This is a genomic window from Stenotrophomonas sp. STEN033 (genome assembly GCF_056856655.1).
Map to the genome: position 1 here is coordinate 1 of NZ_JBXFWM010000067.1, position 25,505 is coordinate 25,505.

27 protein-coding genes are annotated in these 25,505 nt (G+C 60.9%); 14 read left to right on the forward strand and 13 right to left on the reverse strand.

Features of this window, described 5'->3' with window-relative positions:
* Positions 1–127 precede the first annotated feature (127 nt).
* The 6 genes from AC1VXC_RS17575 to AC1VXC_RS17600 form a co-directional block, all read right to left on the reverse strand.
* Entirely contained in the window at positions 128–973 is an 846-nt protein-coding gene (locus AC1VXC_RS17575) for an STM4011 family radical SAM protein (RefSeq protein WP_481539663.1), read from the reverse strand.
* A 7-nt stretch (positions 974–980) separates the two neighbouring features.
* The gene (locus tag AC1VXC_RS17580) at positions 981–2,342 is read right to left on the reverse strand and encodes an STM4012 family radical SAM protein (protein ID WP_481539664.1); all 1,362 of its coding nucleotides are present in this window, start codon (positions 2,340–2,342) and stop codon (positions 981–983) included.
* Positions 2,339–3,154 carry an STM4013/SEN3800 family hydrolase gene (locus AC1VXC_RS17585; RefSeq protein ID WP_481539665.1) on the reverse strand — a complete coding sequence of 272 codons (816 nt, stop codon included), beginning with the start codon at positions 3,152–3,154 and terminating at the stop codon, positions 2,339–2,341. The genes AC1VXC_RS17580 and AC1VXC_RS17585 overlap by 4 nt, the downstream gene beginning before the upstream one ends.
* The gene (locus AC1VXC_RS17590; protein WP_481539675.1) at positions 3,147–4,256 is read right to left on the reverse strand and encodes an STM4014 family protein; all 1,110 of its coding nucleotides are present in this window, start codon (positions 4,254–4,256) and stop codon (positions 3,147–3,149) included. The genes AC1VXC_RS17585 and AC1VXC_RS17590 overlap by 8 nt, the downstream gene beginning before the upstream one ends.
* Positions 4,257–4,278: 22 nt before the next feature.
* Complete coding sequence (locus AC1VXC_RS17595) at positions 4,279–5,190, reverse strand: STM4015 family protein (protein ID WP_481539666.1); 912 nt, start codon at positions 5,188–5,190, stop codon at positions 4,279–4,281.
* A 457-nt stretch (positions 5,191–5,647) separates the two neighbouring features.
* Positions 5,648–6,040 (reverse strand): hypothetical protein, encoded by a 393-nt coding sequence (locus tag AC1VXC_RS17600; protein WP_481539667.1) that lies wholly within the window; start codon positions 6,038–6,040, stop codon positions 5,648–5,650.
* A 570-nt stretch (positions 6,041–6,610) separates the two neighbouring features.
* Here AC1VXC_RS17600 and AC1VXC_RS17605 point away from each other — a divergent pair.
* The 5 genes from AC1VXC_RS17605 to AC1VXC_RS17625 are packed head-to-tail and all read left to right on the forward strand — an operon-like array spanning position 6,611 to position 9,249.
* Entirely contained in the window at positions 6,611–7,042 is a 432-nt protein-coding gene (locus AC1VXC_RS17605; protein WP_481539676.1) for a PAAR domain-containing protein, read from the forward strand.
* Between the two features lie 2 nt (positions 7,043–7,044).
* Positions 7,045–7,470, forward strand: a complete 426-nt coding sequence (locus AC1VXC_RS17610; protein ID WP_481539668.1) for a DUF4123 domain-containing protein — start codon at positions 7,045–7,047, stop codon at positions 7,468–7,470.
* A gap of 4 nt (positions 7,471–7,474) precedes the next feature.
* Positions 7,475–7,828, forward strand: a complete 354-nt coding sequence (locus tag AC1VXC_RS17615) for a hypothetical protein (protein ID WP_313170799.1) — start codon at positions 7,475–7,477, stop codon at positions 7,826–7,828.
* Between the two features lie 3 nt (positions 7,829–7,831).
* Positions 7,832–8,551: a Tox-REase-5 domain-containing protein gene (locus AC1VXC_RS17620; RefSeq protein ID WP_481539669.1), complete on the forward strand. Its 720-nt coding sequence runs from the start codon at positions 7,832–7,834 to the stop codon at positions 8,549–8,551.
* On the forward strand, positions 8,548–9,249 hold the full coding sequence (locus AC1VXC_RS17625; protein ID WP_481539670.1) for a hypothetical protein: 702 nt from the start codon (positions 8,548–8,550) through the stop codon (positions 9,247–9,249). Before AC1VXC_RS17620 ends, AC1VXC_RS17625 begins: the two co-directional genes overlap by 4 nt.
* Before the next feature lie 89 nt (positions 9,250–9,338).
* Here AC1VXC_RS17625 and AC1VXC_RS17630 read toward each other — a convergent pair whose 3' ends face one another.
* Positions 9,339–9,887 (reverse strand): cysteine hydrolase family protein, encoded by a 549-nt coding sequence (locus tag AC1VXC_RS17630; RefSeq protein ID WP_481539671.1) that lies wholly within the window; start codon positions 9,885–9,887, stop codon positions 9,339–9,341.
* 104 nt (positions 9,888–9,991) lie between these two features.
* Here AC1VXC_RS17630 and AC1VXC_RS17635 point away from each other — a divergent pair, with 104 nt between their 5' ends.
* The 5 genes from AC1VXC_RS17635 (at position 9,992) to AC1VXC_RS17655 (ending at position 15,039) form a co-directional block, all read left to right on the forward strand.
* Positions 9,992–10,993 carry a GlxA family transcriptional regulator gene (locus tag AC1VXC_RS17635; RefSeq protein WP_481539672.1) on the forward strand — a complete coding sequence of 334 codons (1,002 nt, stop codon included), beginning with the start codon at positions 9,992–9,994 and terminating at the stop codon, positions 10,991–10,993.
* A 92-nt stretch (positions 10,994–11,085) separates the two neighbouring features.
* Positions 11,086–11,967, forward strand: coding sequence for a hypothetical protein (locus AC1VXC_RS17640; RefSeq protein WP_481539673.1), 882 nt, complete (start codon positions 11,086–11,088; stop codon positions 11,965–11,967).
* 308 nt (positions 11,968–12,275) lie between these two features.
* Entirely contained in the window at positions 12,276–13,334 is a 1,059-nt protein-coding gene (locus AC1VXC_RS17645) for a YobI family P-loop NTPase (RefSeq protein WP_481539674.1), read from the forward strand.
* A protein-coding gene (locus tag AC1VXC_RS17650; protein WP_482995076.1) for an IS3 family transposase occupies positions 13,309–14,450 on the forward strand; the annotation gives its coding sequence in 2 pieces (ribosomal slippage) (positions 13,309–13,546 and positions 13,546–14,450; 1,143 coding nt in all). The genes AC1VXC_RS17645 and AC1VXC_RS17650 overlap by 26 nt, the downstream gene beginning before the upstream one ends.
* Before the next feature lie 37 nt (positions 14,451–14,487).
* The gene (locus AC1VXC_RS17655; RefSeq protein ID WP_481539761.1) at positions 14,488–15,039 is read left to right on the forward strand and encodes a hypothetical protein; all 552 of its coding nucleotides are present in this window, start codon (positions 14,488–14,490) and stop codon (positions 15,037–15,039) included.
* A 401-nt stretch (positions 15,040–15,440) separates the two neighbouring features.
* On the opposite strand, the gene AC1VXC_RS17660 is transcribed toward AC1VXC_RS17655, so the two are convergent.
* The 5 genes from AC1VXC_RS17660 to cyoA all read right to left on the reverse strand — a co-directional run bounded on the left by AC1VXC_RS17660 (position 15,441) and on the right by cyoA (position 20,039).
* A complete protein-coding gene (locus tag AC1VXC_RS17660; RefSeq protein WP_481539762.1) occupies positions 15,441–16,115 on the reverse strand; it encodes an SCO family protein in 675 nt (224 codons plus the stop codon).
* A 75-nt stretch (positions 16,116–16,190) separates the two neighbouring features.
* Positions 16,191–16,523: a cytochrome o ubiquinol oxidase subunit IV gene (gene cyoD, locus AC1VXC_RS17665; RefSeq protein WP_481539763.1), complete on the reverse strand. Its 333-nt coding sequence runs from the start codon at positions 16,521–16,523 to the stop codon at positions 16,191–16,193.
* Positions 16,524–16,525: 2 nt separating this feature from the next.
* A complete protein-coding gene (gene cyoC / locus AC1VXC_RS17670) occupies positions 16,526–17,155 on the reverse strand; it encodes a cytochrome o ubiquinol oxidase subunit III (protein ID WP_282271767.1) in 630 nt (209 codons plus the stop codon).
* Positions 17,152–19,134 (reverse strand): cytochrome o ubiquinol oxidase subunit I, encoded by a 1,983-nt coding sequence (gene cyoB, locus AC1VXC_RS17675; RefSeq protein ID WP_481539764.1) that lies wholly within the window; start codon positions 19,132–19,134, stop codon positions 17,152–17,154. Before cyoB ends, cyoC begins: the two co-directional genes overlap by 4 nt.
* Positions 19,135–19,139: 5 nt before the next feature.
* Positions 19,140–20,039, reverse strand: a complete 900-nt coding sequence (gene cyoA, locus AC1VXC_RS17680) for a ubiquinol oxidase subunit II (protein WP_481539765.1) — start codon at positions 20,037–20,039, stop codon at positions 19,140–19,142.
* Between the two features lie 182 nt (positions 20,040–20,221).
* Here cyoA and AC1VXC_RS17685 point away from each other — a divergent pair, with 182 nt between their 5' ends.
* From AC1VXC_RS17685 to AC1VXC_RS17700, 4 genes are all read left to right on the forward strand, one after another.
* Positions 20,222–21,634, forward strand: coding sequence for an aminotransferase-like domain-containing protein (locus tag AC1VXC_RS17685; protein WP_481539766.1), 1,413 nt, complete (start codon positions 20,222–20,224; stop codon positions 21,632–21,634).
* A gap of 69 nt (positions 21,635–21,703) precedes the next feature.
* Positions 21,704–21,967: a hypothetical protein gene (locus AC1VXC_RS17690; protein WP_244479166.1), complete on the forward strand. Its 264-nt coding sequence runs from the start codon at positions 21,704–21,706 to the stop codon at positions 21,965–21,967.
* On the forward strand, positions 21,964–22,575 hold the full coding sequence (locus AC1VXC_RS17695) for a DUF6436 domain-containing protein (protein ID WP_481539767.1): 612 nt from the start codon (positions 21,964–21,966) through the stop codon (positions 22,573–22,575). The genes AC1VXC_RS17690 and AC1VXC_RS17695 overlap by 4 nt, the downstream gene beginning before the upstream one ends.
* A 198-nt stretch (positions 22,576–22,773) precedes the next feature.
* Entirely contained in the window at positions 22,774–24,132 is a 1,359-nt protein-coding gene (locus AC1VXC_RS17700) for an aminotransferase-like domain-containing protein (RefSeq protein ID WP_481539768.1), read from the forward strand.
* A gap of 758 nt (positions 24,133–24,890) precedes the next feature.
* Here the strand turns inward: AC1VXC_RS17700 and AC1VXC_RS17705 are convergent.
* A complete protein-coding gene (locus AC1VXC_RS17705) occupies positions 24,891–25,307 on the reverse strand; it encodes an H-NS histone family protein (RefSeq protein WP_481539769.1) in 417 nt (138 codons plus the stop codon).
* Positions 25,308–25,505: the final 198 nt, after the last annotated feature.

Genomic DNA, 25,505 nt, shown 5'->3' on the forward strand with positions numbered 1-25,505 from the left:
ACGTTCCTCCCCCGCTGCGGGGGGGGGGGCCGACACAAAAAAAAAACCCCCGTGCCCCCCAAACCTCAACCCGGGGGGGCGGGGGGGGGTTGTTTGACCCCCCCCCCCCCCGCACCCCGGTTTTGCCTTATCCCCGAAACCGCTCCAGCACACCCGCCGGATAATCTCGCTGGAACGGCAGATCCTTGCGGTGCGCATAGCCGATGTAGCAATCACAGCGCTGGTTCGGGCAGCCACGCGGACGCAGCTGGGCCGCAAAGCTGCCGTCGTACAGATTGCCCAGCGGCTCGGCGACGAAGTGGCAGCGTTTGACGTTGCCATCGCCATCCACCGACACCACGTTCTCGCCGGTGAAGCAGGGGGCGCCCAGGCTGGCCGAAGGCTCGAGGTTGAACAGGAAGTGCGGGTCCACGCGTTGCAGCTGCTGGATCTCGGCATCGCTGTAGTAACCGGCGGGGCGCTCGTCGTAGGCGTTGATCCACATCGGCACCTCGTCCGGCAGTTCGCCGCGCAGCAGTTGGATCTCTTCCAGATGCTCACGCATCGCCACCATGCCAACCGTGTAGCGCACACCGCGCCGGTCCAGCTCGCGGCAGCGTGCCAGGAAGGCGGCGCGGGTCACCTGCCCGGGGTGATAGGTGCACCACAGCGCGAAGCTGTCGATGTTGACCGCATCCAACCAACGAGTGCCGATGCACAGGTTGGTCTGTATCACCACGCGGCGGACATGCGGCATATGGCTTAGCTGCACCATCGCGTCGCGGTAGTGGCGGCGCACCAATCCCTCGCCCCACGGCGTGAACAGTACCGACAACTCCATCGTCTGCCGCTCCGCCCAGTTGACGAAGCGTGCAAGGTCCTCGGCGTCGCGGCGCAGGGCGGCGCGGGTGTCGTAGGTCTTGGCGAAGGGGCAGTACGGGCAGTCGTAATTGCAACTGCTCAGCCGGCCGCGATAGAGGATGGAAAGATGCATGCGCGGCTCAATCCAATTGGTAGTCGCGCATGCGCTCGGCCACGCCGGTGGAGATCAGCCACGGGCCGATGGTGTCGGCACGGGCAAGCCCTGTGTCATTCAACGCGACCAGCGCATCCTCGCGCGTGGCCAGTCCTTGCTCGAACAACTCGCCCAGCTGCGGCAGGTCGTCGAAGCACTCCGTGCCGAAGCGCTCGCGGTATTGCGCAAGATCCAGGCCGGGCTGCGCCAGCAGGGACTGGATGACGAAGCGGCGACGGCGTTCGTCCTCATCCAGCCGCACGCCGTAGTCGATGCGGGCGAACGAGGCCTCATCGCGCTCCAGGTAATGCGCAAGAATATCCGCCACCGAGCGCCGGCTGACGCCGTACTCGCTGGAGTAGTGCAGGCCGCTGGTATACGAGCGGGCGCCGCAGCCGATGCCGACCATGCCGTCGCTCTGGCAGCAGTACGCCGGCCCACCGGAGTCCGGCGCGTTGGCCGCGCGGAACATGCGCATCGATACCTGCTCATAGCCCGCGGCAAGCAGACGCTCGCGGCCGGCTTCATACAGCGCCAGGCGGTTGTCCACCGATTCGGGATGAATGACGAACGAGCGCTTGCCGCCTTCCTTCGCACCGATGCGGTCCAGTCCGGTGTGGGGGCGCACGTACAGCGGGTAGAGGTAGAGCTCTTCCGGCTGGAAGGCGAGGGCGCTGTCGATCGAGGTCAGGAAGCTGGCCACAGTCTGCCCGGCGATGCCGTAGATCAGGTCCAGGTTGAGCGTTGGAATGCCAGCGGCACGAATCTGCGCGATGGCTTCCTCGACCACCGCGCGTTGCTGTGGCCGCACCAGCGAGCGCACTTCCGCATCGCTGAAGCTCTGGATGCCCATGCTGACGCGGTCGATGCCGGCGTCGCGGCAGATCTTCATCTTCGCCGCGTCCACGGTTTCCGGCGACACCTCGATGCCGGCAGGAATCGAATGCAGGTCGATGTTGGCGTGGCGCTGCACGAAATCGAACAGCCGCTGCAGTTGCGGCGCATCCAGATAGGTAGGCGTGCCGCCGCCCAGCGCGAAGCGCACGAAGCGGTGTTCACCCAAGGCATCGGCAGTCACCCGCAACTGCTTCTCCATCTGCGCCAGATAGGCTTCCACCTGCGCCGGTGCCGGCCGTGCCATCGCGAACAGATTGCAGAAGCCGCAACGGTAGCTGCAGAACGGCACGTGCAGGTACAGGAACAGCGCATCACGCGGCTCGTTCGCCCAGGCATCGGCAAGCAGCGGTGGCTGGGTGATCGGCCGGTACGCGGACTTGTGCGGGTAGGAGTACGAATAGGCCTGATAGGGCTCGAGCCGCAGCAGCTCTGACAAACGATGGACGGTCATGGGCTCAACACAAAATGCACATAGGGGACGTTCATCACCGTCTCGTGGGCGAGGCGGTGGCCGTGGAAGCCATCCTCGCCGTAAGCGGTGCCATGGTCGGAACAGATGATCACGAAGGCCGGCCCACGCGCACGCAAGGCCGCGAACAACGCCGCCAACTCGCCATCGACGTAGCGCAGTGCGGCGCAGTGGCTGTCCAATCCATCGACGTCGCAGCCGGGCAGGTAGTGCCGGTTCGGCTGGTGGATGGCCGAGACATTGATGAAGAGGAAGTAGCGTTGGTCGCCCGCGGCCTGCAGACGCTCGCAGGCCAGTGCTACCTGGCGTTCGGTGGAATCGACCGCGGTCACGCCGAGCTCGGGCTGCCAGTGGCTTTCCTCGAACAGGCCTGGCAGTTGCGATCCCAGCGCATTGCGACGGTTGAAGAAGCCGACACCGCCAATGCAGACGGTGCGGTAGCCCTGGTCGCGGAAGCCGCCGACGATATCGGCACGGCCGGAGAACACGAAGGTTTCCGGCACTATGGTCTCGCTGCCTTCAAACTCCAGCGCGAACAGGCGCGGATGCGGGCCTGGCCGTGCAGGTGTGGGCAGGAAACCGGCAAAGAACGCCGAGTGCGCCGCATAGGTGAAGCTGCCCGGCGTATGCCGCAGCTCCCAGCCATCGGCCGGCAGGTGCGGTGCAAGCACCGGCAGCTCGCCGCGCTCGAAGCAGCGCTGGGCCGCATCGAAGCGCAGGGCGTCGAGGGTGATCATCACCACGTCATGGCTGCCGACGATGCGGTGCATGTCGGGCAAGCGGGTCTCAAGCATGGGCGTACTCGTTGATGGCAGAACGCGCAGGCGCCAACAGCGCCTGGTCTTCGTAGGTGGTGCGCCCGTCATGGCGCAGGTCCAGCAGCAAGTCGCCGAAGCCATTGGCTTCCAGCACCCAGCTGCGCGTGCCGCGCACGATCAGGTCGAAGCCGATCATGCGGCTGGCGGGGAATGCAGCGGCGGCCTTCGCCGTGGCAGCTTGCAGATGGGTGATGGCATCGGCATCCAGCAGCGCCTCCAGCTGCGTGCGTGCATTGCCCAGGTGCAGGTTGGTCAGCGCACCCGCGCTCATCCGCGCTACCCGCTGCCGTGGCTGGCCATCGAGTGCGACCACGCGCACGTCATAGCGGCGGCCATCGCTGCCCGGCACGGTGGGCTTGGGAATCCAGCGCTCGATGTAGGCGCCTTGCTCGGCCAGCAGATCCACCAGCCGTGCGATATCGCTGTGCCGGTCGTAACGACGCTGCCGCAGCGAGTTGAACACCCGCCAGCGGCCGTCCTGTTCCACCAGTTCCGCCGAGCCATAGGCGACCTCGCGCCCATCGCGGTTGCGCGCGTAAGCCAGCACGCCCGCGCCGGACGAACCGTAGCGGGCCTTGATGAAGACGCGCTCGCAGGCCGCATCGCGCAGCCGCGCGCACAGATCCTCGTAGCCGCTGATCGCCCCGAACAAGGGCGGCACCGTCACGCCTGCATCGGCCAGCAGGTGTTGGCAGCGGAGCTTGTCCGACATGCAGGCGAGATCGGCCGGTGCATTGAGGTAACGCGGCCCCGCCGGAAGCGACGCCAGCACATCTGCAAATCCGGCATGCCAGAACTGCTGATGCACCAGCTCGCCATGCGCGGCAGGCAAGGGCGCATCACCAGCAGCGCCGGACAACTCCCAGCCACGCAGCACCAAGGCCTGGTGCAGCGCAGGCGCTTCGCCGGGCGATTCCAGCTTGACGATGGCACCGGGCGTCTGCGCGAGTGCCTCAAGCAGACGCGCAGGCTCGGCGAGCAGGGTTTCGTAGTCGAACACATGCGCGGCAGGCGCGCCCTGATCGTGCAGGGCACGCTGCAGCCACCCGATACGGCGGCTGCCGCGCGGGCCGATCAACAGCCAATTGGCCATCTTCGCCTTACTCGGACACCGCCACGTAGCGGTCGCCGTCGTCTTCTTCTTCCGGATCGTCCAGCACCACCGTGCACGGCAGCGCCTGCAGCTTCTGCTGCCACGCTGCGGAAATGTAGTGGTGGCTCAGGTCGATGCGCTGCAGGCTGCCCAGGTTCGGGCTCTCGCACAGCGCCTGCGCGCCGACGTCGCCGATGGTGCCCAGCGACAGGTCCAGTGTCTGCAGCGTGCCCAGCCACGGCTCACCGGCCAGCCACACCGCCAGCTCGTCGCTGATCATGGCGTTGCGCAGGCCCAGGTACTGCAGGCGCTCCGGCCCGATCGCCAACAACAGGCGCTGGTAGACCGCCACATCGCCATCGAAGCCATAACCATCGTCGCCAAGCCACAGCTCAAGATGGCGCAGGGCCGGCAGCGTGGAGTTGGCGATGGCAATGACGATCTCGTTCGGCAGGCCACCGCTCTCGATCGCCAGCTCCTGCAGCGACGCATGCGTGAAGGGCTGCAGTTCAAGTTCGGAGGTGCCACGGATACGCAGCGACTCCAGGCCCGGGAAGGCCTCCAGCAGCGGGTTGTAGGAGATCTGGTTGATCCACGACATCTCGCAGTCTTCGTAGGTCATGTCGCCCACGAACAGCGCCTTCAGGTTGCCCAGCTCGGCACGGCGCGCAATCAGCCCATCTATCAGGCCCTGCGGGCCATCACTGGAAGCCTCATCCCATGCACCGATGATCAGCACTTCAATCGACTTCGGATCAACCTGCTCGAAGAAATTGGCCAGCAGTTCCTCCTGGCTCTCGTCGCTGTCGTATTCCTGCATCAAGCGGTAAGCGACATCGCCGGCTACGGCCGAGCCCCCCATCTTGAAGTCAACGACTTTCTTGCCACGATAAACCTGCGTGTATTCGCCAATGGTCACGGTACGTCCTTGCCGGAATGGGTGCCGTAGCATAACCGAGAGGATGCGAATGCTGGCAGCAATGCATCACGTTCGATGGAACGCGTACAGCCTTAGCCATTCCGTAACCATGCTGTGCTAACGCAGCAATAAAGCGCAAACAAGCAAGCAGAAGAACCAAGTGAAGCCAGCTCAACCCCCTCCCTTGCGCGCAGCGCAGGGGAGGGCTGGGGAGGGGTGCTCTTAGCAGCAATCCAGCAGATCAAGCACCCCCAGCTTCGCAGCTGACGCAGCTCCCACAAAAAAGAGCCAACCAGCAAAGCAGCAGCAAAAAGCGAAGCCAGCTCCAACCCCCTCCCTTGCGCACCGCGCAGGGGAGGGCCGGGGAGGGGTGCTCTTCGCAACGAACCAACACCTCAAACATCCCCAGCTTCGCAGCCAACCCACCTCCCACAAAACCAATCAACCAGCTTCAGACCTACAACGAACTACAAACAGCCACATAATTCCCCTGGCTGATATTCAAATACTTCACCCCGTTGTAGTACTTGTACCCGACCCCCATCACCCGATGCCCACTCTCGGTAGGGAACACCACAAACTCATACTCATCCCCAAACAGCGGATCAGCAGGCGTAAAGCTCAAATTGACCTTGTCGCCAAGATCATCATGCTTCCGCTTCCAGGTCATCTTCCCCTGCAAGTCCTCGCCCAGCAGCTTCACCTGTGCCCGCTGCGTCTTGGTGTCCCAGGAGATCAATTCCGGGCCAATTGAATCACCCTCGATCTTGCAGATGGTTGTCTGGGCAAAAGCAGGCGCAGCAACGCCCAGCAGAAGAAGGGTGGCCACGTGAGATGGTTTGAATCGCATTGAGTAAGTCCAGTAGTTCGGGCCAGCGTTGATCGAATATTCCGTGGCGGGTTTTACCAGAGGGGGCGAATAGGAGCCAGCGTCGTTCGATATCGCTCACTCAACCAAGTCGCTCAGGGCTTTTGGTCAGGCCTATGCGGCCTCAAACTCCGCTTGATTGTGGAAACAATCGAACCGATGGCTCCCCATCTTCCCGATACTGAGTGAATGGCTTCAGTAGCGCCTCGTCTAGCTGTTCCAGTAACAGTTCATCCATCTTCCCTTGGTTTGACCGCTTGCAAACGCTAATGCTCAGCGGGCCTCGCATGGAGCTCACTGGAGTAGGCTTTCCTTGCTTCCCATCAAGCCCATTTGGTCCCGTCGCTGGATAACTTCTTTCCAGATGATTCCCGTCTGGTAAAGATGCCAGCACTAGTTATCTTGAGGTGGGGGGGGCGGCAAACTGGCCGGCGCCGTGAGATTGGATAGCTTTGAAAACTGGCATTCTCCGCATCAGCCAGCCATCGCATTGTCGTCGCCGCAAACACGAAGCTACAATCAGGGCAAGTCAAACGGAGTTGGCTGATGAGAATGCTCATAGTTCTGGGTGACAGACACAGCGGTGGCGGATCGGTCATCAATGGGTCACCCCATACGGACATAGACGGAAAGCCGATTGCCCGAGTAGGTGACAAAGCCGTTTGCCCCCTGCACAAAGGTGTCTTCCCGATCATCACAGGGGATAGCACGCTGATCATCGACGGTCAGGCGGTGGCACGTCATGGCGACAAGTTGGCATGTGGCTGCAGCCTCATATCAGGGCAGCAGAACCATGCTTGGGTTGACGCTGGGGGCAGCGGGAGCTCGCCTGGAGGGACAGTTCCCTCAACAGTCATGGACGCAGCGCCGGTACTGCAGTCCCTGGTGCAGAAGCAGAATCCCGCTTCTTCGGAGAAGTCCGAGGTGTGTGAAGAGTGCCTGCTCGCAGCCGCCAAGACCGCGACGGTATTTCTGGGGCGCTGATGATGCATACCTACCTCATCGTTGACTGTGCGGTCAGGGCCGACGCTGCCCGTACCCTGCGCTTCTATGCCCAAGACCTTCCCCATCGCTCCTTGTTCCTTGGCCAGCCTGAGGCCAAACATGCGGATGCAGGTCCTTGGCTGGTCCAAGTGGACGGGAGCACAGGTTTGCATGGATGGCTGAATGCGCTGGAGGGGACTGGGGATTGTGTGCCGTGTGTCAGCTATCTGAGTAGTACTCAGGACTTTGAAGCGATTTTCGCGCACCTTCAGTCGTTCTTGGATCTACGGTTATCCAATGGGGCCAGCGCGCTATTCCGTTTCTGGGACCCTCGCGTATTCAAACGATTGCAGCGTGTCCTGACCCCCGAGCAAAGCCAGAGCCTCATGGCGCCATTTTCCGACTGGCGCACCACCAACGGACGGTAGAACAATGCCCTTAGAGTTGAACGCAGAGCAGGAAGCCCTCTTGCGCTTGCCAGAGCCGGAGTCTTTCACCGAGCGTATTGCGGCAGAGATCCGGCGCGACATGCCGGACGAAACGCAGCATATGTCCGACCAGCAGTTGTTGACTGCGGTACGTGAGTCCTATGACTTCGCCACCTACGAGCTGCACATCACTCGCGTACCGACGCTGGTGCGCTGGGTGCGAGCAGACACGGTTACCAACGGACAGCTTCGGCGGGAACCAGCCGTGGTCTTGAAGGTGAGGGCCTCCATCAACCCCAACCTGACAGCAGAGGATCTGTTGTCGATCTTCCGTGCACAGACCAATTGGAGGAATTGAGAGATGGCCAGTGCAATTCCAGTAGGCGGGCGCGCCATCGGCGAGGTTCTCCGGCGCTCGGCATCGTTGGAGCGGTTGCGGCGCGCGATCGGCATCATTCCAATGGAGCAGGTAAAGGAAGGCGACTGCACCAACCAAAGCAGCTCGACTGAATGCAACCAGTGCAAATTGGACCAGGGCGCGTTGGTGCCGGCGGTCCCGCGTCGAGCAGTACGCCGCGAGAACAAGGTCAACTGGGATTACCAGTTGCAGATCGCCAACATGAACGCAGGGCCCGAGCGATTCAGCTACTGCGACAAGAATACAGGCTTGCCGGTAACCGCTTTCGACACATCGCTTGCTGGGCGCGCATGGTCGGCCATCAAGGGCGAGCCGCAGCCCAATGCCGAGCAACTGAACTTAACCGAGTGGCTATACGGTGGCGTGTACTTCGATGGCTTCTGGAGGTCCCAATGCACTGTGGTGGACGCGAAGGGTCGTTACGCACAATTTCTGTCCCCGGATGATGGAGCGCCCAAGCTAGGGTTCCCCCAGCGATTCGTCTTCCCAGGCATGATTGAAGAGGCTGGTCGGCAGATTGCAGTCATAAACACCGCGATGCCGCAAGCAAAACTGCAGTGGCATTTCATGCAGATTGAGGTCTATAAATGGGCAGCTTCCAGCATTCCGCCGCCCGTTGCTTGCATCCACACTCCATACATCCTGCAGGTTGTCCAAGCATGATATTTACAATCCTCCGCCTCGATATCGGAAAGCGAATAGAGACCGACGTTCGTAGTACATACCGCCATCTGTTAGAAACGCTGCGGCGCATTCCCGGAAACCATGAATGGTTCTGCGGGGAAAATACACCCAAGCAAAGCCTAATTCCGTTTGAGGATGAGGACGCTGTCCTGCTTAGACTGCAGGAGCGCACCAAATTGATGGGGTCAGAATCACTTAGTGCGGCGCTGGTCAACGACAACGGGACGAAGCGGCGACCTGGCTTGATCGAGATCGATTACATCCCTGGAATGGGGTACATGACGGTTTCGCTGTACCGCCCGGACCAAATTCAAGCCAACCCCACGCAGTTGGTTGCTGACATCATGCTTGCGGTGTTGGAAGGTGAGCGGGGAACCACGTTTGCGTTTGCCGACGTGTACGACAAAGTGGACGGGGAGTTCCAGTACTACAAAAGCAAGTATGCGACGTTCCCGCATCGCAAATGCGTGGGCTGGATGGCGTACGTACCAAAGACAGTGACCCAACAGCAGCTACCTCTGGCGGCCACCATTCTTCCCGCGCTCGGCGGCTCCATCGTGGTAACCGTTGATCAGGCATTTGATCTGGCAAACAAGGATCACATTCAACGGGCCAACGAAGTGGAGATGGATATGAACGATCTTGGCTTGCTTCCCGTCATTGACCCGACGTTCTAGAGGAGGAGGCTCCCAAATTGGGAGCCTCCCCGCCATGCATGGGCTTGGCAGGGCTGGGCTGCCCCTTTTTCTACCCTCGTCGCTGGCTATCAATCCTGCAGATAGCTATCCGTAGCAACAACCCGCCCATACCCAAATTCAAACGACGCCATCATCGCCGCATGCACCTGCGCAGCCGGCGCCACAACGCCGTTGAACTCCAGTTCACGCGTAGCGCAGGCGTCGTGCAGCACGGTGACCGCATAGCCCATGTCGGCGGACGCACGCACCACCGCATCCACGCACATATGGCTCATCGCACCAACCACCACCACGTCCTCGATACCACGCGCCTCAAGCTGCTGCTGCAGATCGGTATCGCGGAACGAATTGACGTGGTTCTTGACGATCACCGGCTCATCGCCAATGGGCGCGACAGCGGCCATGATCTGCACCCCGTCCGAGCCCGGTACGAAGATCGGTGCATCACTGCTGGCGGATTCATGGCGGACATGCAGTACCGGCACGCCCTTGGCCCGCGCATCGGCAATCACGCGCACCGCATTGGCGGTGGCGGCATCAATGCCCACCAAGGGCAGCTTGCCGCTGGCAAGGTATTCATTCTGAAGATCGACGACGATAATGGCGCGCTTGCTCATGTACGGCTCCCTGTTGGGTGGTTGAATGGCGTGAGAGAAGTCTCCGCGACCGGCCTGCCACCACGAAGAGGCGCTACCGACATTCTTGAGGGCTGTACCGACAGATGCGCACCGACGGTCACATCCAAGTGGGAATCCTGCTGTATCCCGGCGCGCAGCTGGCGGCGGTGCTCGGCCTGACCGACCTGTTCGCCCTGGCCGGCAGGCTCGCCAGCGAACGCGCAGCACCCGCCGCCCCCGAACTGCAGGTCACGCACTGGCGCATTGAAGCACCCGGCCAAGCGCCGCAAGCCGTCTACAGCTCAAGCCAGTCGCCAAGCGGCACACCGCAGGTAATGATCCTGCCGCCCAGCATGCAGCCGCCGATTTCCACCGAAGCCGCTGCGCCCTACCTGGACTGGCTGCGCGCACTGCACGACGACGGCACTACGCTCGCATCGGTCTGCGCCGGCGCATTCCTGCTGGCCGAAACCGGGCGCCTGGCCGGCCGCACCATTACCACCAACTGGCAATACGCCGAACTGCTGGCTGCGCGTTTCCCGGACGTGACACTGGACGTGGACCAGATGCTCATCGACGGCGGCGACATCTTCAGCGCAGGCGGTGCCATGGCCTGGACCGATCTCGGCCTGCGGCTGGTAGACCGCTACCTCGGCGCTGCAGTGATGCTGGATGTCGCACGCACGCTCTTGATCGACCCACCCGGCCGCCAACAGCGCTACTACAGCAGTTTCTCGCCACGCATGACGCACGGCGACGCCGCAGTGCTGGCCGTGCAGCAATGGCTGCACGACACCCACGCCAAACAGGTCGCATCCGCCGAACTCGCACACCGCGCAGGGCTGGAAGAGCGCACCTTCCTGCGCCGCTTCCAGAAAGCCACCGGCATGACCTCCACCGAGTACTGCCAACGCGTACGCGTGGCCCGCGCACGCGAGATGCTGCAGACCAGTAACGTGCCGCTGGAGCGGATTGCCTGGGACGTGGGTTACAGCGATCCGGGTTCGTTCCGGAAGGTGTTCACTAGGGTTGTGGGGTTGCCGCCGGGGGAGTATCGGCGGCGGTTTAGATGTTTTCCTAGGACTAGTTTGCCCGGAGATATCTAAGGATGTCTGGATAAAAATTACGGAGTGGTGACAACTTGAGTCCCCCGACGGTCAGCCTTAGGATCTCTTCACAGGAATTCGGACCGGAGTCGATGGATCGTTACTTCAAATACCTAAATGCAAGTGGAGCACGCCCAACACTCAGGGACGGCACGCTTAGATGGTCCCGTCCGTCTCGCTTCAATGACCTTTTCGACATGTCGGAACCATTTTCGACTGAGGTTGACCGCGACTTTGTTGCGCATCGTGCGCTCGACCTGATGTGGGAAAGATTAGTCAACCCGGGGCTTCGTCTTCCCGCAAATGCATTGGGAGCGATATTAGAAGCTAATCGCGTCCAATTTCTTGTGATGGGAAAAGATAAATTTCAAAATGAGATGCGTCCAGGAGTAATAGCCTCAATTGCGAAGTTACCGCAGATATTGGACGAATTCGGACTGCAGATCGTAGAGCACCTTAGCAAGATTAAAGTGTTGTGTTTCAGTAACGTAAACGACGACACGGGTATGTGGGGGTTGTACGCGGCGGAAAATCAAGGGGTGGTCCTGGAGTTTGCGAGCATACCTGGACTCGATAGTGCGTACGGATTAGCTAAGCCGATTGTATATGCTGACCGTGCGCCTCCGGTTTTAACCGATGAGGGCTGGGCAGAGTTTTTGGCTGGGAACCGAAATTTGGAACCTGACATTGTTGATCCGCTCATGTTCTTCAAGTCGAGTCGCTGGCGGGATGAAAAGGAACTTCGACTGGTTTCTGGTCTCGGGCGGTTCCCGCGAAATGAAGTAGAGGACATACGCTTCCATCCTCGGGAGCTGGTCGGCGTTTACTTCGGCGTCCGTGGGAGTGCGCTTCGGACAGAATTGGAGTCGCTTGTCAGGTCGAAATATCCACATGCCAAGCTTTGGCAAGCGATCAAGGGAAAAACTATGAAGATCGAGTTCAGTCGAATTAGCGAAAGCGTATTGATGGAATAGCCTAGTATTAGGTGGGCAATCCACGGGATGGTCTGCTAAGGGGATTTGGCAGTAGGGTGAGTGAAAATGGGGTTTGATATGATCGCTACACAAATTAGATCCGGCGAAAGAAATGGCGAGCTATACAAATTGGTTTCATCGTTACGCTAAATGGCTTCGATATCCTTTCTTGATGACGGATCAGGCCGTCCCCCGGTAGTTTCTCGGTGCGGGGTCAAGGCGGATCGCATAAAGGGCTCTCTTAGCTTTCAAGGTTTTCAAACCTGGCTTTTGAACCGGCTATAGATTTGAAACAACAGGGAATAGTAATGTTTGGATATCCTAGGAAGAGTGTCCCTGCGGCGCCCCCCGATCTGAGTCCGCTAACTCCAGAGTATATGGAGGCGGAACACGGCGTCTATGTGCAGATGCTCGACGCAGCCCTGAAGGACAAGCGAATTCAAAACATCGCATTGTCGGGAAACTATGGCGTCGGAAAGAGTAGTATTCTTAAGAAAATTGCATTGATTCATAAGAAAAAGGTTCTCGAATTGTCGCTGTCCACTTTGGCGCCAATCGAGCAAGCCGCAGCAGAGGACGGCCCGCCGCCGCAGGCGACATCGCCAACAAATACAATTCAGCAGGAGATCGTCAAACAGCTCCTCTACAGAGAAAAGCCTCGGAAAACGCCAGGGTCGCGTTTCAGGCGGATTGAGCGATTCCGTTGGATGAGAGAAGTGCTGCTATCTCTGTTGATCGGTACGATACTGGCAACGACTTTCCTTTTGACAGGCTGGACGGGCAAGATACTGCTTGCGTTTCCGGGCGTTAAGTTGAATGAGCAATGGTCTCATTTGGTTGTCCTGTCTTTTGGGGTGCTCATCTGTCTTATGTTGCGGCATGCCTTGTTTGGTAGATTGAACATCAAAGAGGTTTCGGCGGGTGCTGCAACGGTTACGCTTGACGAAAAATCGGTGTCCTATTTTGATCAGTACCTTGACGAGATCGTTTACTTTTTTGAGATATCCAAGCGCACGGTCGTGATCTTTGAGGATATCGATAGGTTCAACGATTCGCACATTTTTGAGACCTTGCGTTCTCTCAATGCTCTTCTAAATGGCTCGCCACAGATTAAGCAACAGATTTATTTTGTGTATGCGATTAAGGATAGTATCTTTGATCGCCTGAGTATTGCCAGCGACGGTCGAAGATTTGATCACGATCTGCAGGCAACCGATGATCCTGCGGAATGTGAGGTCATTAGAGCAAATAGAACAAAGTTCTTCGATCTAGTGATTCTGAATCGCCCAGGATTTCGTAGACACCTCGCAGCCATAAACTATGGCTTAGGCGGAGGTGGTTATGAGTACGAAACGTTACACGGATGAGTTCAAGATCGAGGCAGTTCGGCAAATTGTCGAATATGGCCGGCCAGTAGCTGAAGTCGCTGAGCGGCTGGGTGTATCGGTCCACAGTTTGTACGGTTGGAGACGTCAGCACGGCTTGGGAGAGGTAGGCCGCCGCGTTGAGGTTGATCAGAACGCGGAAGTCCGACGGCTAAAAGCTGAGTTGCGTCGCGTCACTGAAGAGCGAGACATCCTAAAAAAAGCCGCCGCGTACTTTGCCAAGGGGTAAGAGCAAAGTACGCCTTCATGAAGCGCCATGTGGATCAGTTCGGGTTGGCAGCCATGTGCCGGGTACTGAGTGTCCATCGCAGCGGTTACTACGCCTGGCTTCGAGGCCCGATAAGCCCCCGCGAACGGGATGACCAACGACTGCTTGGACTGATCAAGCACAGCTGGCTTGAGAGTGGCTCGGTCTACGGACATCGCAAGATCACTTCGGATCTTCGCGAGCTAGGGGAGACGTGTAGCAGGCATCGCGTAGCGCGATTGATGAAGAACGAAGGGCTTCGGGCGATGGTTGGCTATGGCCGTAGACCGCGCCCATTGAGTGGGCCCGTGGGCTCAGTGGCAAAGAACGTCTTGGCCCGTGGCTTCAAAGTGAGTGAACCAAATCGCGCATGGGTAACGGACATCACCTACATCCGGACTTACGACGGCTTCATGTACCTGGCCGTTGTACTCGATTTGTTCTCACGCCAGGTGGTGGGTTGGGCGACGCGCCCCACGCAGCACACCGACTTGGTTCTGCAAGCGCTGCTCGCTGCGGTTTGGAGGCGCAAACCCGCTCCAGGTTTGCTTCTGCACTCTGACCAAGGAACGCAGTTCACCAGCGAAGACTGGCAGTGCTTCCTGCGTGAGCACGACATCGTATGCAGCATGAGCCGACGAGGAAATTGCCACGACAACGCAGCAATGGAGAGCTTCTTCCAGCTGTTGAAACGCGAACGGATTAAGCGGCGGATCTACAGCAATCACGACGAGGCACGCGCCGATGTCTTCCAGTACATCGAGATGTTTTACAACCCGACACGGCGACACGGTTCCAATGGCGGCCTGTCCCCGATAGAGTTTGAACGGCAGTACGCACTAAACGGCTGAAGAGTGTCTACAAAAGCCTGGGCGATTCAAGTCGGTTGTGAACGATACGCTAAATACCTATTTGCGTCTTCAAGATCTGAGCTGGCAAACAAAGGAAAGGTTCATCGGATCCTCTAGAAAGTTCGAAGAGTTCGTCACTCCAGATTCGATTGGCAGTGATCTTGAAATGCTGCTTAAAAGCCCTTCTGTCAGAGACTCGATAAAGGCAGTCGTTGTCGCAAATGCTACAGATTATGCAGATGCTAGCGACGTCAAGGGGCGACTCCAGCTTGGCCGCTATGCTGCTGAGAAGATGGTTAGTGTCGATTTTGAATTGGTTGATCGTCTAGCAAAGGAAAGCCTTGACGCGGACACAGTGCTGAAGTTGGTAGGGATGATCCTAAGTCAGATCACTGAACCTCAAATCTCGTCTATCCTCAGGGAGCTAGGTGATGAATATGCCAGCCTAACTGAACCGGGCAAGGAACGCCCCAAGGTTTCGAACGCACCGCATGTTGTCGCGATGCTCGACTTCCTTGTACGCCATGGCGTAGTTAATAGCTACGGCCCAGAAAAGGACTTCCTAAGGGTCAATAAGAAGCATAAATGAAGATCGGTTTCCATTTCGACGGCGGTCCAATTTTGTAGGCCATCCGCTTGCTATGGGCTTGCAACCACGAGCTCCCAAACTTGGCGCTCGGCTGGGTCGCGCCAATGCAGGAGTGGGCATCGGCTGCACAGCTCCATTTTATTCGACCGCTAGAATTGGGGATTTCCAAGGGTGGGACGCATTTGCTGTCTTACTTTGTGCCTGGGTGTTTTGTTGAGGCGGTTGGGGTGTTTGTTTCGGGTGGGGAGGTTGGTGGTGGGTGTGTTGAGCGGTGAGGGTGCTTTAGGTTTTGCGGTTGAGTTTGGTTGGGGTGTTGGAGGTTTGGGGTTGGTGGTTTTGTTCTGCCCTCACCCCAACCCCTCTCCCGGAGGGAGAGGGGCTTTGGTCTTGCGGGTTCCGGGCTATCCGGTTGTGTCACAGATTGTTGGGTTGGGGCGTGTTGGCTCCAGCGTTAGTCGCTGCACATCCGAGAACAGCTGCTCCACCGGCATGCCGTAGGGCGCGAACAAACGCAGCCGTCCTTGGCGATCGAATACGTAGCCGCCTGCGGTGTGGCTCATCGAGTAGGCGCCGGGGTGCTTGCCTTCTTCGCGGTCGTAGAAGGCTTTGAAGGATGCTGCCATTGCGGCTAGTTGCTGGTCGTTGCCTACCAGTGCGGTTGCGGTGGGGTCGAAGGCTTTTACATAGGTTTCGGCGACGGCGGGCGTATCGCGGGCCGGGTCGACGGTGACGAAGATCACCTGCAGTTTGTCGGCGTCCGAGCCCATCAGGTGCTTTACGCGGTTCAGTTCCACCATGGTGGTGGGGCAGACGTCCGGGCAGCTGGTGAAGCCGAAGAACAGGTAGGTCACTTTGCCGTTGAGGTCGGCCGGGCTTCGGCTTACGCCTGTGCTGTCGGGCATCGTCCATTGCTGGCCGAGTGCTTCGCAGGCGATGTCCTTGCCGTAGAAATCCACCTTGGGCTTTGCGGCACAGGCGACCAGCAGCAGGGTGGCGGCGCTTATCGCGATGGTGGACAAGTGCAGTTTGCAGGCCAGTGCGGCGAGGCCGGTGGCGGGGGTGTTGGTGCGGGACATGGCTATGGTCGATGAAGGACGGACAGCCGAACTGCATGCAACGGGCCGGCAATGTGTGCCGGCCCGTTGCGTGCGTCAGTTGACCATCATGTGGAAGTGCATGCTCCAGATGATCCAGATGGAGAGCGCTACCACGATGAAAAGAATGACCAGGGTGAAAACAAAACTGGCCAGGTTCCAGCCGCCCTCCGAGGAGCGGTTCATGTGCAGGAAGTACACCAGCTGCACGATGATCTGCACGACGGCGAAGCCGACCAGCAAGGCCATCGTCAGTGGCCGCGACAGCGTCGGGTTCATCACCAGCAGGAAGGGGATGATGGTGAGCACGGCGCAGATCACGAAGCCGATCAGGTAGGACCTGGTGGAGCCATGTCCGCTGCCGGCGCGGGAGGTGTCGTTGTCGGACATGTTCAGAACACTCCAATCAGATAGACAAAGGTGAAGACGCAGATCCAGACCAGGTCCAGGAAGTGCCAGAACAGACTCAGGCAGGAGATGCGGGTGACATTGGTCGGGGTGAGCCCGCGACGCTTCACCTGGTGCATCACCACCGCCATCCAGATCAGGCCGCTGGCCACGTGCAGGCCGTGCGTGCCAACCAGCGCGAAGAACGCGGACAGGTAGGCGCTGGTGGTGGGGCCGGCGCCAATGTGGATGAGGTGGTTGAACTCATACACTTCCATGCCGATGAAGCCGGCACCGAGTGCGAAGGTCACGCCCAGCCAGGTCAGCACGGCGCGCTTGTCCTGGCGGTGCATCGCCAGCACGGCCTGGCCGTAGGTGATGCTGGACACCAGCAGCAGGAAGGTCTCCACCAACACGAACGGCAGCGAGAACAGTTCGGCACCGGTCGGGCCGCCTGCATACGCGTTGCTGAGCACCGCGTAGGAGGCGAACAGCGAGCCGAACAGCACCAGGTCGGACATGAGGTAGACCCACATGCCGAAGACCTTCATGCCGCCCTGGTCGTGGCCATGGTCGTCATGGCTGTGCTCGGCCGCCTGTGCGTTGTCTACGGCGACATTGGACATGATGTTCATGCAATCACCCTGTGCTGCTTGAGCTTGTTCTGGTGTTGGTTCTCGATGGCGGCCACTTCTTCGGCGCTGACGTAGTAGTCCACGTCCTCGTCGTAGGAGCGCACGATCAAGGTGACGATCATCGCCACGAAGCTCGCACCGGCCAGCCACCAGATGTGCCAGATCAAGGCGAAGCACAGCGCCAGGATCCAGATGTTGAGGATCAGCGGCACGCCGGTGTTACGCGGCATGTGGATAGGCGCGTAGTGCTTGGGTGGCTTGGGCAGGCCTTGCTTCTTGGCTTCGTGGAAGGCGTCCAGGGTGTCGGCCTTGGGCACCACGGCGAAGTTGTAGAAAGGCGGCGGCGAAGGCGTCTGCCATTCCAGCGTGCGTGCATTCCACGGGTCGCCGGTGATGTCCTGGTTCTGCTTGCGGTCGCGGACGCTGACGTAGATCTGCACCAGCATCAGCACGATGCCAGCGAACACGAACAGTGCGCCTACGAAGGCGGCAATCAGGTAGGGCGTCCACGCCGGGTTGTCGTACTGGTTCATGCGCCGGGTCATGCCCATGAAGCCGAGCATGTACAGCGGCATGAAGGCCAGGTAGAAGCCGATGATCCAGCAGGCGAACGACCACTTGCCCAGGCGTTCGTTGAGGGTGAAGCCGAACACCTTGGGGAACCAGTAGACGAAGCCGGCCAGGTAGCCGAACAGCGCACCACCGATGATGGTGTTGTGGAAGTGGGCCACCAGGAACAGGCTGTTGTGCAGCAGGAAGTCCGCGCCCGGGATGGCCAGCAGCACGCCGGTCATGCCACCGATGGTGAAGGTCACCAGGAAGGCGATGGTCCACAGCATCGGCACGCTGAACTCGACGCGGCCGCCGTACATGGTGAACAACCAGGTGAAGATTTTCACGCCGGTCGGGATCGCGATGATCATCGTCATGATGCCGAAGAAGGCATTGACGCTGGCACCGGAGCCCATGGTGAAGAAGTGGTGCAGCCACACCACGAACGACAGGATGCCGATCGCCAGCGTTGCACCCACCATCGACTTGTAGCCGAACAGCTTCTTGCGCGAGAACGTGGCGGTGATCTCGGAGAAGATGCCGAACGCCGGCAATACCAGGATGTACACTTCCGGGTGACCCCAGGCCCACACCAGGTTGACGTACATCATCGGGTTGCCACCCAGGTCATTGGTGTAGAAGTTGAAGTCCAGGTAGCGGTCCAGGGTGAGCGCGCCGAGGGCGACGGTCAGGATCGGGAACGCGGCAATAATGATCACGCTGGTGACCAGCACGGTCCAGGTGAACACCGGCATCTTCATCAAGGTCATGCCCGGCGCACGCATGCGCAGGATGGTGATGAACAGGTTGACGCCGGTCAGCAATGTGCCGACACCGGAGGCCTGCAATGCCCAGATGTAGTAATCAACACCTACCCCTGGACTGAACTCGATGCCGGACAACGGCGGGTACGCCACCCAACCGGTCATCGCGAACTCGCCAAGGCCCAGCGAGATCATCATCAGCGCAGCGCCGACCACGAAGATCCAGAAGCTGAAAGCATTGAGGAAGGGGAAGGCCATATCGCGTGCGCCGATCTGCAGCGGCACCACGATGTTCATCAGGCCCACGACGAAGGGTGTGGCCACGAAGAAGATCATGATCACGCCATGCGCGGTGAAGATCTGGTCGTAGTGCTCCGGTGGCAGGAAACCATCGCTGCCAGGGCCGGCCGCGGCCAGCTGCGCGCGCATCATCAGTGCATCGGCAAAGCCGCGCACCAGCATCACCAGCGCCACCACGATGTACATGATGCCGATCTTCTTGTGGTCCACGGTGGTGAACCAGTCGCGCCACAGCGCGCCCCACAACTTGAAATAGGTGACGGCGGCGAGCAATGCGATGCCGCCCAGCACCATGCCCGCCAATGTCACCACGACGATCGGGTCGTGCAACGGCACGGCGTCCCACGTCAACTTACCGAACATGCTCATTACTCCTGGGAGGCCTTGGAAGCTGCGTTGTGGCCCGATGGGGCCGCGGTGTTCTCACCCACGCCGATGAACTGGTCGATGACCTTCTTGAACAGCAGCGGCTCGACGCTGGCGAAGTGGCGCACCGGTTCCTTGCGGGTGGGCGCGGCCAGACGCTTGAATTCGTCGAAGCTCAGTTGATCCGGCGACTGCCGCACCTGCGCAACCCAGTCATCGAACTGCGGCTGGCTCATCGCGGTGGCGACGAACTTCATGTTGGAGAAGCCGTGGCCGCTGTAGTTGCCCGACATGCCGTCGAACTTGCCTTGCTCGTTCGCCACCAGGTGCAGCTGCGTGCGCATGCCGGCCATCGCATAGATCTGCCCACCCAGCTGCGGGATGAAGAAGGTATTCATCGTCGAGTTGGAGGTGATGTCGAAGGCCAGCTGTTGCCCGGCCGGGAAGTTGAGCTGGTTGACCGTGGCGATGCCCAGGTCCGGGTAAACGAATACCCATTTCCAGTCGGTGGCGATCACTTCCACATGCAGTGGCTCGCCGGGAATATCCAGCGGCTTGTAAGGGTCAAGCTCGTGGGTGGATTTCCACACGATCACGGCCAGCACGGCGACGATGACCAGGGGCACGCCCCAGACCACGATTTCCACCTTGGTCGAGTGCGCCCAATCGGGCATGTACCTGGCCTTGGTATTGCCGGAACGGTAGCGCCAGGCAAAGACGAAGGTCACCACGATGGCCGGTATCACCACGATCAGCATCAAGGCGATGCAGATGATGATCAGGTCGCGCTGGGCAATGCCCACGTCGCCCTTGGAGTCCAGTAGTACCCAGTTGCAGCCAGACAGGCCCACGCATGCCAAAGCGGCCAGCGCTGGGCGGATGCGTTTCCAGCAGATATTCATTGAAGGTCGACCCTGTTGAAGGAGCTCTTGAGCGGGGACCGCCGATGCCCGGCGCATGGGCCGGGAGCGGCTACACTGTCCGTACGGCGGTGCCTACAAAAGGATTGCCGATCCAGTCAAGTCCATACAAGATACATCATTGTATGGGTTGGTGCACGTACAAAGCAGGGAAGGTTCACCCGATGCAGCAGCCAGCCGCAGGCCGACGCCTGAAAAAGCCCAACCGGACCTGGGTCCGTCCCTTCGCCGAGGGCAGCGGTCCGCTCTACCTGCAGATTGCCCAGCAGGTACGCGATGCCGTGAACGATGGCGTGCTGCAGCCCGGCGATCGTCTGCCGCCGCAGCGCGACCTGGCCCAGCTGATGGGCGTGGACCTGACCACGGTGACCCGTGCCTACGCCGAGCTGCGCCAGTCTGACCTGCTCGACGCGCAGGGCGCCGGCGGCACCTTCATCGCCATGTCGGCCGGCAACAGCGCCACCTCGGTGGACCTGAGCATGAACATCCCGCCGCTGCTGGGCAGCAGCCCGTTCGCGCAGAGCATGGAGCGCGGCTTCCAGCAGCTCAGCCAGCAGCCGGGGCAGGGCGAGTTGATGAGTTACCACGTCGGCGCGGGCTCCCGCGATGACCGTGCCGCCGCCGTGCAGTGGCTGGCGCCGATCCTCGGCAACGTCTCCGCCGAGCGGGTGGTGATCTGCCCTGGCGCGCAGGCCGCGCTATGCGCCATCGTGCTGGCCAAGACCCAGCCAGGTGACCTGATCGCCGCCGAACAGCTCACCTATCCGGGCCTGCTGGCCGCCGCACGTGTGCTGCAGCGGGGCATCGTCTCCATCGCCATGGACGCCGAAGGCATGCTGCCGGACGCGCTGGAAGCGGCCTGCCAGCAGCGCAAGCCGGCCCTGATCTACCTGATCCCGACCATCCAGAACCCGACCACGGCGACCATGTCGCAGGCCCGGCGCGCGGCCATTCTGGCCATTGCCCGCCGCCATGGCGTGGCGGTGGTCGAGGACGATCCGTACTGGCTGCTGGCAGCCGACGCGGCACCGCCGCTGGCGGTGGATAGCCACCCGGATGCCCCGGTTTACTACGTTTCCACCCTGTCCAAGTGCCTGGCGCCGGGCCTGCGCACCGCCTACCTGGTGGTGCCGCCGGGCGAGCCGATGGAGCCGCTGTTGGACGCCCTGCGCTCGATCGCGCTGATGCCGACCCAATCCATGGTGGCGGTGGCCTCGCACTGGATCCGTAGCGGCCAGGCCGATGAGATGGTGCGCCGCTTCCAGCAGGAGCTGCGCCAGCGCCAGCAGATCGCCGCGCGCATCCTGCCCAAGCCCTATCAGGCGCACCCGTCCGGCCTGCATGTGTGGCTGCCGTTGCCGCCGCGGCTGGACCAGTACCGGCTGATCCAGGCCGCGCAGGCACAAGGCCTGGGCATCGCCAGCTCGGAGGCCTTCAGCATCGAGGAGCAGGCCGGCAATGCTATCCGCCTGTCCCTGGGCGGAGCGGTGGACCAGCACAGCCTGGCGGCGGCGTTGACCAAGCTGACCGAGGTCATCTCGGCTGCACCTGAGACGCGGACGCAGGCCATCGTTTAACTGGCCTCCGGTCATATCCATACAAAAATGATACATTGCGTATCTTGTATGGATATGCGGGTAGCTGCTGTGCGTCGGGACAAGCTGAAGTTTCATCTGGTGATGCTGGGCTGCGCCGGTTTCGTGGTGCTGGCGCTGGCGTCGCTGGTCTATGTTTGCTCGCGGCCGCAGACCGCCGACGTGCAGGCCAGTGAGCGCGCGGCCATCGAGCAGTGCCTGCAGCGCAGCCGCGCGCCGGAGCGTACCGAGATCTACCGTCGCGCCCAGGCCGATTCCTGCGCCGAGATGCTGGAACAGTACGAGCACAAGTTCGGCGCGGACGCTGCCTCGTGAGTCCGCCCAACGGCGCATCGCCGCGCCGGCGCCGGCGCGGGATGCGGCTGTGGATCGCTGCGGGCTGCGTGCTGATGGCCGGTATTGCGATAGCGCTATGGCAGTACTTCGGCCTCAGCGAGCAGGCCACGTTCGCCGAGCAGGCCATCGTCTTCGACGACACCCAGCTCAAGCTGCCGCCGGAACTGGCTGGCGCGGATGGGCGCATCCGCGTCGTGCATTTCTGGGACCCGGCCTGCAAGGTCTGCAACCGCGAAACCGGCGCGCATCTGAGTTATCTGATCAGCATGTATCGCCGCGCCAACATCGATTTCTACGCGGTGCGCCGCCCGGGCACGACAGGTGAGTTGCCCGAGTATCTGCGTGGTCGTCTGACGGAACTGCCGACGATTGAAGGCGCCGAACATATCCCGGCCAGCCCTGCGGTTGCGATCTGGGACAGGGCAGGGCATCTGGCCTACGCCGGACCGTACAGCATCGGCATGGTCTGCAATTCGGCCAATAGTTTTGTCGAACCGATTCTCGACAAGCTGGTCGATGGCCAGACGGTGCGCCCACGCGGATTGCTGGCGGTGGGCTGTTACTGCCCTTGGCAAAGCAAGTCTTGATCTACTGCTGATGAATCTGCATGCATGCCAGCGTGCGTGGACGTTCTGTCCGCGCGCAAAAAACAGCGGGCACCCGCCCCAACCGACCGATGGTTGTGAGCAGGCACCCGCCGCTGATGCAAACAATACGTGGCTACATCGTCCATACATGGTGCGACAGGATGTCGCAGTTTTTGCCGGTAAACAGGGGGTTTGGCGATGAACTGGATGGACAGCGCGCTGCGCAGCAGCGGCCCGATCTACCTGCGTATCGTCAACAGCATCGAGCGCAGCATGAACACCGGCGAGCTGGTGCCCGGCCATCGCCTGCCATCGCAGCGGGCATTGGCAAAGCAGCTCGGCATCGACCTGACCACGGTGACGCGTGCGTTTGATGAGGCGCGCCGACGTGGTCTGATCGAAGCGCGTGGACCGCAGGGCAGTTTCATCGCACCGCCGAAAGCGGCCTTCGGCCAACCGGTGGACCTGAGCATGAACGTGCCGCCGGTACCGGATGCGTTGGCCTTGAACGATGCCTTGCGACGTGGCGCAGCCGCCGTGCTTGCACGCAGCAATGCGCCCAACCTGATGACGTATCACCTTGCTGGCGGCAGCCCGACCGACCGGCATGCAGCGACCAGCTGGCTGCAGCCGATGCTGGGCGATGTTGCTGATGCGGGTCTGGTGGTTGCTGAAGGCGCGCAGTCGGCGCTGGCCTCGATCCTGATCAGCCAGACCCAGGAAGGCGAGGTGATTCTCTGCGATCACCTGGTGTATCCGGGCTTGCTGCAGGCAGCACGATCATTGGGACGACGCTTGCTGCCGGTCGATGGCGATGAGAAGGGAATGTGTCCGGAGGCGTTGGAGCGCGCCTCGCGGCAGAGTGGGGCACGCGTTGTTTACCTCAATCCCACCTGCAACAACCCGACGGCGCTGACGATTCCGCCGCAGCGGCGGGTTGAGTTGGCAGGTGTGCTGCAGCGGCTGGATCTGCTGGCCATCGAGGATGATCCTTACTGGCATCACGCTGTGGAAAAGCCAACGCCGATTGCGGCGCTGGCACCGGCGCATGTGTACTACGTATCAACCTTGTCGAAGGCGATCAGTCCAGGTTTGCGCACGGCATTCGTGCGCTGTCCATCGGAGCAGCATGCAGAAGCACTGGCAATTGCTTTGCGCTCGATTTGCCTGATGGGGCATCCACTGGTGATGGCCCTGGTAAGCCAGCTGCTGTTGGATGGTTCGGCGAACGCATTGTTGAATCAGGTGTTGGATGAAGCACACGAACGCACCGCGCTGGCCGCTCATCTGCTGGTTCCTTCGTTGAAGGTGCAGGCGTCAGGACTGCATGCCTGGTGCAGCGTACCGGAGCCGTGGACCGATGCAGGGTTTGTGCGCGCTGCCCAGCTGCAGGGCTTGGTGATCTCACCTTCATCGGCATTCAGACCGGATGGCGCACGCCGCAGCCGCGGTTTCCGCTTGTCACTGGGGCAGGCAAGCAACCGCCGCCAACTGCAAAGCGCCCTGCGCCGCATCAACCAACTGGTCGACACCCCGGAATCAAGCAGCGCGGCATGAACCCGTAGTGCCGAGCCATGCTCGGCAAGCGGCATTACAAGCAATGCCGCAACTGTAGTGCCGAGCCATGCTCGGCAAGCGGCATTACAAGCAATGCCGCAACTGTAGTGCCGAGCCATGCTCGGCAAGAGGCATTACAAGCAATGCCCCAGCTGTAGTGCCGAGCCATGCTCGGCAGGGGCTTTACAAGCAATGTTGCAGGAGCTGCGTAAGCCGCGAAGCTGGTGTTGCGTCCGCCGCGGATCAACCGCGAACAGCACCCCTCCCCAACCCTCCCCTTGCCTGCGGCAAAGGGAGGGGGTGTAGTGCCGAGCCATGCTCGGTAGGGGCTTTACAAGCAATGTTGCAGGAGCGGCGTAAGCCGCGAAGCTGACGATGCATCAACCGCAGCTCAACGGCGAACAGCACCCCTCCCCAACCCTCCCCTTGCCTGCGGCAAAGGGAGGGGGCAAAAGCGCGCATCGCCAGCCATTTGCAGGCGCAGCACAAGCCTGTAGTGCCGAGCCATGCTCGGCAGAGGCTTTACAAGCAAAGCTGCAATGTAGCGCCGAGCCATGCTCTGCAGAGGCTTTACAAGCAAAGCTGCAATGTAGTGCCGAGCCATGCTCGGCAGGAGCGTTACAAGCGTTGCCGCAGGAGCCGCGAAGCAAACCAGCCAGTCGTAGCCGGGAGCCATGCAACGCCGCAGTTCAATTTCCACCAGCTTCGCGGCTGACGCCGCTCCTACAAGAGCGGCATCAATCGCTGGTCCGCCGCCTTCAGCCCTGCTTGAACAGCTTGCGCTTGCCGGTCAGCACCGTTTCCTTCGGGGTGAGCTTTGCCACGCCGGGGATCAGGAAGTCGGTGGCGGTCTGCCCGAAGCGGATCTTGGAGGCCAGCCAGAGCGGCATCTTGCCGCGGCCGGTCCAGGTGTTCCAACGGTTTTCCGGGTCGCGGTACTTGGGCTTGACCTTCGGCCCCTTGCGCCGCGCTGGCTTGCTCTTCACGGCGGCGGCATCGGCCCCCGGGCCGAACAGCTCTTCGATCGTATAGCCGGTCTGCTTGGCCAATGCTGTGAGGTTGCGCCTTACCTTGTCCGCAGGTTGACGTTGGGTGAGCGCTTTGTGCCTGTCCTGTGCGGCGCGGATGAGAGTGTTCAGCTCTCGAAGATCAAGGGGGGTTAGGTCGATACTCATGGCGTAAGCGTCAGTTCTTGGCTTTGGAGTGTCAAGCTGCCGCTGTGAAACAGGGTCGGCGGGGCGGCATTGGGGGCCGGAACGCAGTGAATTGGGGGGGGGCTAGACCGCGTAGCCCCGGGAAGGCCCACCCCCCCCGGCGGCGGTGCCCGGGGGGGGGCGTGCCCCCGGCGACACCGCACCCCACCGGGCGGCGCC